This is a genomic window from Kitasatospora sp. LaBMicrA B282, assembly GCF_050325825.1.
Classification (GTDB): Bacteria; Actinomycetota; Actinomycetes; order Streptomycetales; family Streptomycetaceae; genus Kitasatospora.
Genome location: NZ_JBNQTI010000311.1, coordinates 1 through 4,204, shown reverse-complemented (window position 1 = coordinate 4,204; position 4,204 = coordinate 1). Strand labels below are relative to the sequence as shown.

3 protein-coding genes are annotated in these 4,204 nt (G+C 77.5%); 1 reads left to right on the top strand and 2 read right to left on the bottom strand.

Annotated features, from left to right (window positions below; genetic code table 11):
* Together ACQRUO_RS38795 and ACQRUO_RS38790 are read right to left on the bottom strand one after the other, a co-directional pair.
* On the bottom strand, nucleotides 1–1,102 hold a 1,102-nt coding region (locus ACQRUO_RS38795), incomplete at its 3' end, for a serine/threonine-protein kinase (protein WP_428320893.1).
* 168 nt (nucleotides 1,103–1,270) lie between these two features.
* The gene (locus ACQRUO_RS38790) at nucleotides 1,271–3,052 is read right to left on the bottom strand and encodes a protein kinase domain-containing protein (RefSeq protein ID WP_428320892.1); all 1,782 of its coding nucleotides are present in this window, start codon (nucleotides 3,050–3,052) and stop codon (nucleotides 1,271–1,273) included.
* Nucleotides 3,053–3,452: 400 nt separating this feature from the next.
* Between ACQRUO_RS38790 and ACQRUO_RS38785 the strand changes: the two genes are divergently transcribed.
* Nucleotides 3,453–4,204, top strand: a 752-nt coding sequence (locus ACQRUO_RS38785; protein WP_428320891.1) for an FHA domain-containing protein, incomplete at its 3' end; no start/stop codon positions are given.

The window sequence follows — 4,204 nt, the reverse complement described above, 5'->3', positions numbered from 1 at the left end:
AGCGGCGTAGGCCGTGGTGGGCGGGCGCCGGGGCGGCGCGCTGGGCCCGGGACTCGGCCGCGTAGCCGGCCAGCTCCTCGGCGGAGGGGCGGCGCAGGCTGGTGTGGGTGTCCCGGGTGGAGTCGGGGGCGGGCGCGGCGACCAGCGGGACGGCCGGGCCGCGCCGGCGGCGGTGGGTGCCGCTGCCGGTCTCCGCCTCGGCGTAGACCGCCTCGCCGGGGGTGGGCGTCTCCTCGACGGTGCGCCGCTCCTGGGCGGGCAGCGCGAGCGGCGGCAGCCCGGCGAGTGCGGGCAGCTGCTCGCGCAGCCGCTCGGCCAGCTCGGCCGCGCGCAGCCGGGAGGCGGGTGCCTTGGCCAGGCACTCGGCGATGATCCGCCACAGGCCGTCCGGCAGCCCCGGGATCGGCGGCACGCTCTCGGTGACGTGCCGGCGCAGCACCGCGCCGGTGTGCCCGCCGCCGAACGGGGTGAAGCCGGCCAGCAGCTCGTAGAGCACGGTGGCCAGCGCGTAGATGTCGACAGCGGCCCGCGGCTCCAGGCCCTCGATGATCTCCGGGGCCAGGTAGTCGGGGGTGCCGATGATCCGGGTGGCCCGGGTCCGGCGCGGGGCGTCGACCAGTCGGGCGATGCCGAAGTCGGTGAGCTTGGCCCGCGGTGCGCCGCCCGGGCCGGCCGGGGCGGCCAGGTCGAGCATCACGTTCTCCGGCTTGACGTCCCGGTGCACGATGCCGGCCGCGTGCGCGGCGGCCAGGCCGTCGGCCACGTCCGCGATCACCGCGGCGGCCGCCTGCGGCGCCAGCACGCCCTCGCGCTCCAGCCGGGAGCGCAGGTCGGTGCCGTGCACCAGCTCCATCACCAGGGCCAGGTCCGCGCCGTCCACCACCATGTCGCGCACCCCGACCACCCGCGGGTGGTCGAGGCTGGTGAGCGCGGCGCGCTCCTGCACGAACCGGCCGACGAGCACCTGATCGGTGGCCAGGTCCTCGCGCAGCAGCTTGACGGCCACCGGTCCGTCGGGGCCCTCGCCGAGCCACACGGTGCCGGCGGACCCCCGGCCGATCACCTGGTGCACGGTGTACCGGCTGCCGATCTTGCGTGCCAATGCTGCTCCGTGGGCGGCGGGGAGCACCCCCGGGCCGCCGCTGGGGCCCGGACGCGCTCGTGAGGTCGGTGCGTCACCGTCCAACCTACGCGCCCCGGGGCCCGGTGCGGCAGCTCCGGACGGTGATTGTCGACAAAGCGTCAATACTGATCACTTGCTGCCGGATCGTCAGTGACCGGTGATGGAGTGCCAGGTACTGCTGATCCAGTGGGTGGTGTCGTCCCACCACGTGTGCACGTCGTCCCAGTAGTGCGGCAGCGGGGTGAAGTTCCACAGCGCCAGCGCGGCCACCGCCAGGATCAGCAGCACCATCAGGCAGCCCTTGAGGCAGCCCAGGCCCGGGATGTACATCCGGTTGCGGCTGCGCGGGCGCGGCTCCCGGCGCGGACGGGGCTCCGGCTCCGGCTCGCGCGGGGCCGGCGGCTCGGGGCGGTGCTGCGGCGGCTCCGGGCGGCGGGTCGGGGCCTGGCGCTGGGACGGATCGCGGTAGGCCTCGTAGCTCGGGTAGCCCTGGTTGCCGTGCTCCGGCTCGCCGTAGCCGTCCCGGTAACCGCGGTCCGGGTAGCCCCGGCCCTGGCGCCCTGCAGGGTCGGCCGGGCGGCGCGGCGCCTGGTAGGGCGGCGGGGCCGTGGGCGGGCGCTCGGCGCGGCCGTAGCCCGGGCGGGCGCCGGGCGCGGGCGGCGGGTAGCCGGGGCCCGGCTGGTAGGGGTGCGGGGCCTGCTGCGCCTCGAGCTCGTCGGCCGCGAAGACCTGGGTCTGCTGGTTGCGGTCGCGGGCGGCGCGCAGCTGGGTCTGCCACGGGTGCGGGGCCTCGGGCTGCGCCGGGGGCACGGGGGCCGCGCCGGCCGGGCTCGGCGGGGCGCCGAACGGGGTGGCGGGCGGGGTCGGCAGCAGCCGGGTCGGGTCGGCGCCGGGCTGCTGGGGGGTGCCCTGCGGCAGCACCTGGGTGGCGGCGGCCGGGTCGTAGTGGCCCGGCTGCGGCGCCAGCACCTGGGTGGCCTGCTCCGGCCCGGTGCCCGGCACCGCGGCCGGCTGCGGCTCGGGCAGCAGCAGCGCGCCCACCGCGAGCGCGGCGTCCACCGCGGCCGGCGAGGCGTGCACGCCGATCCCACCGGCCACCACGCGCAGCGCCCCGGCCAGCGAGACCGCGCTCGGCCGCTGGGCCGGGTCCTTGCGCAGGCAGCGCTCGACCACCGTCCAGAGCGGCTCGGGCATCCCGGGCGGGCGCGGCGGCTCCTGGGTGAGGTGGGCCTGCAGCACCTGAAGCGCGCCGTCGCCCTGGAACGGCGGGCGGCCGGTGACCAGCTCGTAGAGCATGATCCCGGCGCCGTAGACGTCGACCGCGGAGGTCTGCGGGCGCCCGCTCGCCGACTCGGGGGCGACGTACGCGGGGGTGCCGACGAACTCGCTGGTCCGGGTGATTCCCGGGGAGTCGGCGAGCCGGGCGATGCCGAAGTCGGTCAGCATCGGGTGCAGCTGCTCGCCGTGGCCCGCCACGTAGCTGCTGGCCAGCAGCACGTTGGCCGGCTTGAGGTCGCGGTGCACCACGCCGTCCGCGTGGCTGGCCGCGAGCGCGTCGGCGATCTGCGCCATCAGCAGGGCGGCGGCGATCGGGCTGAGCGGGCCGTCGGAGCGCAGGTAGCGGTACAGGTCCGGACCGTCCACCAGGTCCATCACCAGGGCCAGCAGCTCGCCCTCCACCACCAGGTCGCGGACCCGGACGATGTTGGGGTGGCTGAGCCGCAGCAGCACCGAGCGCTCGCGCAGGAAGCGCAGCACGATGTCCTGGTCGGCGGCCAGCTCCTCCTTGAGCACCTTGATCGCGACCTGCTGGCCCGCGACCAGGTCCGGCAGCCCGGCGTCCTCGCGCACCCGCCCCCGCCAGACGGTGCCCATGGCACCGCGCCCGAGGGTCTCCTCGAGCAGATACTTGCTGCCGACCGGCCGCACCTGGTGCACTCCTTGCCCTACGAGGCCCGTGGGGCCTGCTGTTCGCCGCGGGCGATAGTCCGTCTGTGCGGCAACTCTAACGGGGTCGGGCAAACCCCGGCGGGATGCGTGGGCGGAGCGGGTTTCCGGGCCGCCCGGCGCCCGGGTCGGCGGGGCCCGGCCCGGGGCCGGCAGGGGCCCGGCGAGGGTGGTGGCAGGGTGGCGGCGGGGGTGCCGCGGAGGAGGTCGGGGACGGTCGGGGGCCGCCTTGACCTGACGGCGCGTCCGCCCCACCATGGCCATGATCACAAGATCGTCAAATCCGGTACGGTGCGCGGACTGTCAGTCCCGGGTGGCAGGATGACGCCTAGCACTCCTGCGGTCCAACACTCATCACGAGCAGAGGGGAGCCCCGGGCGCGATGCAGATCCGGCTGACGGTCCTCCGACCCCGCTCGGGCGCCGCCATGCCCGCGCCCGCCACCGACGTGCTGGTCACCGCGCCCGTCGGCACGGCGCTCGGATCGCTCGCCGTGGCACTGGCGGGCGCCGTGGGCGTGCGCGGCGCGCGCAGCGCGACCCATGTGCACCTCTACGCCGGGGCCCAGCGGATCGACGAACGCACCCCGCTCGGCCACCCCCCGCTGCTGGACGGCGCCGTGCTCGCCCTGAACGAGCCCGACCCGGAGGCCGAGGCCCCGTTGGAGGGCCCCGGCGCCGAGGCCGCGGTCGAGCTGCGGGTGGTCGGCGGCCCGGACGCCGGCGGCGTGCACCGGCTGCACGGCGGCGAGGTGCGGGTCGGCCGGTCCAGCCAGGCCGACGTCCCGCTCGACGACCCCGACGTCTCCCGGCTGCACCTCTCGCTCCACCTGGCCGCCGACGGCAGCGTCACCGTGCACGACCTCGGCTCCACCAACGGCACCACGCTGGACGGCCGCCCGCTGACCGAGGACCCGCGCCCGCTGCCGCCCGGCGCCCTGCTGCGGCTCGGCGAGTCCGCCGTGCTGCTGGCCCCCGGCACCGACCAGCAGGCCCGCGCCACCACCCCCGACGGCCTCGGTCACCTCCAGGTCAGCCCGCCGCCCCGGCCGGCCCCGCCCGCTCCCGCCGCCGAGCCGCCGGGAGCCGGGCCGGTCGCCCCCAGCGCCCCCGGCCGCACCCGCTCGCTGCTCGG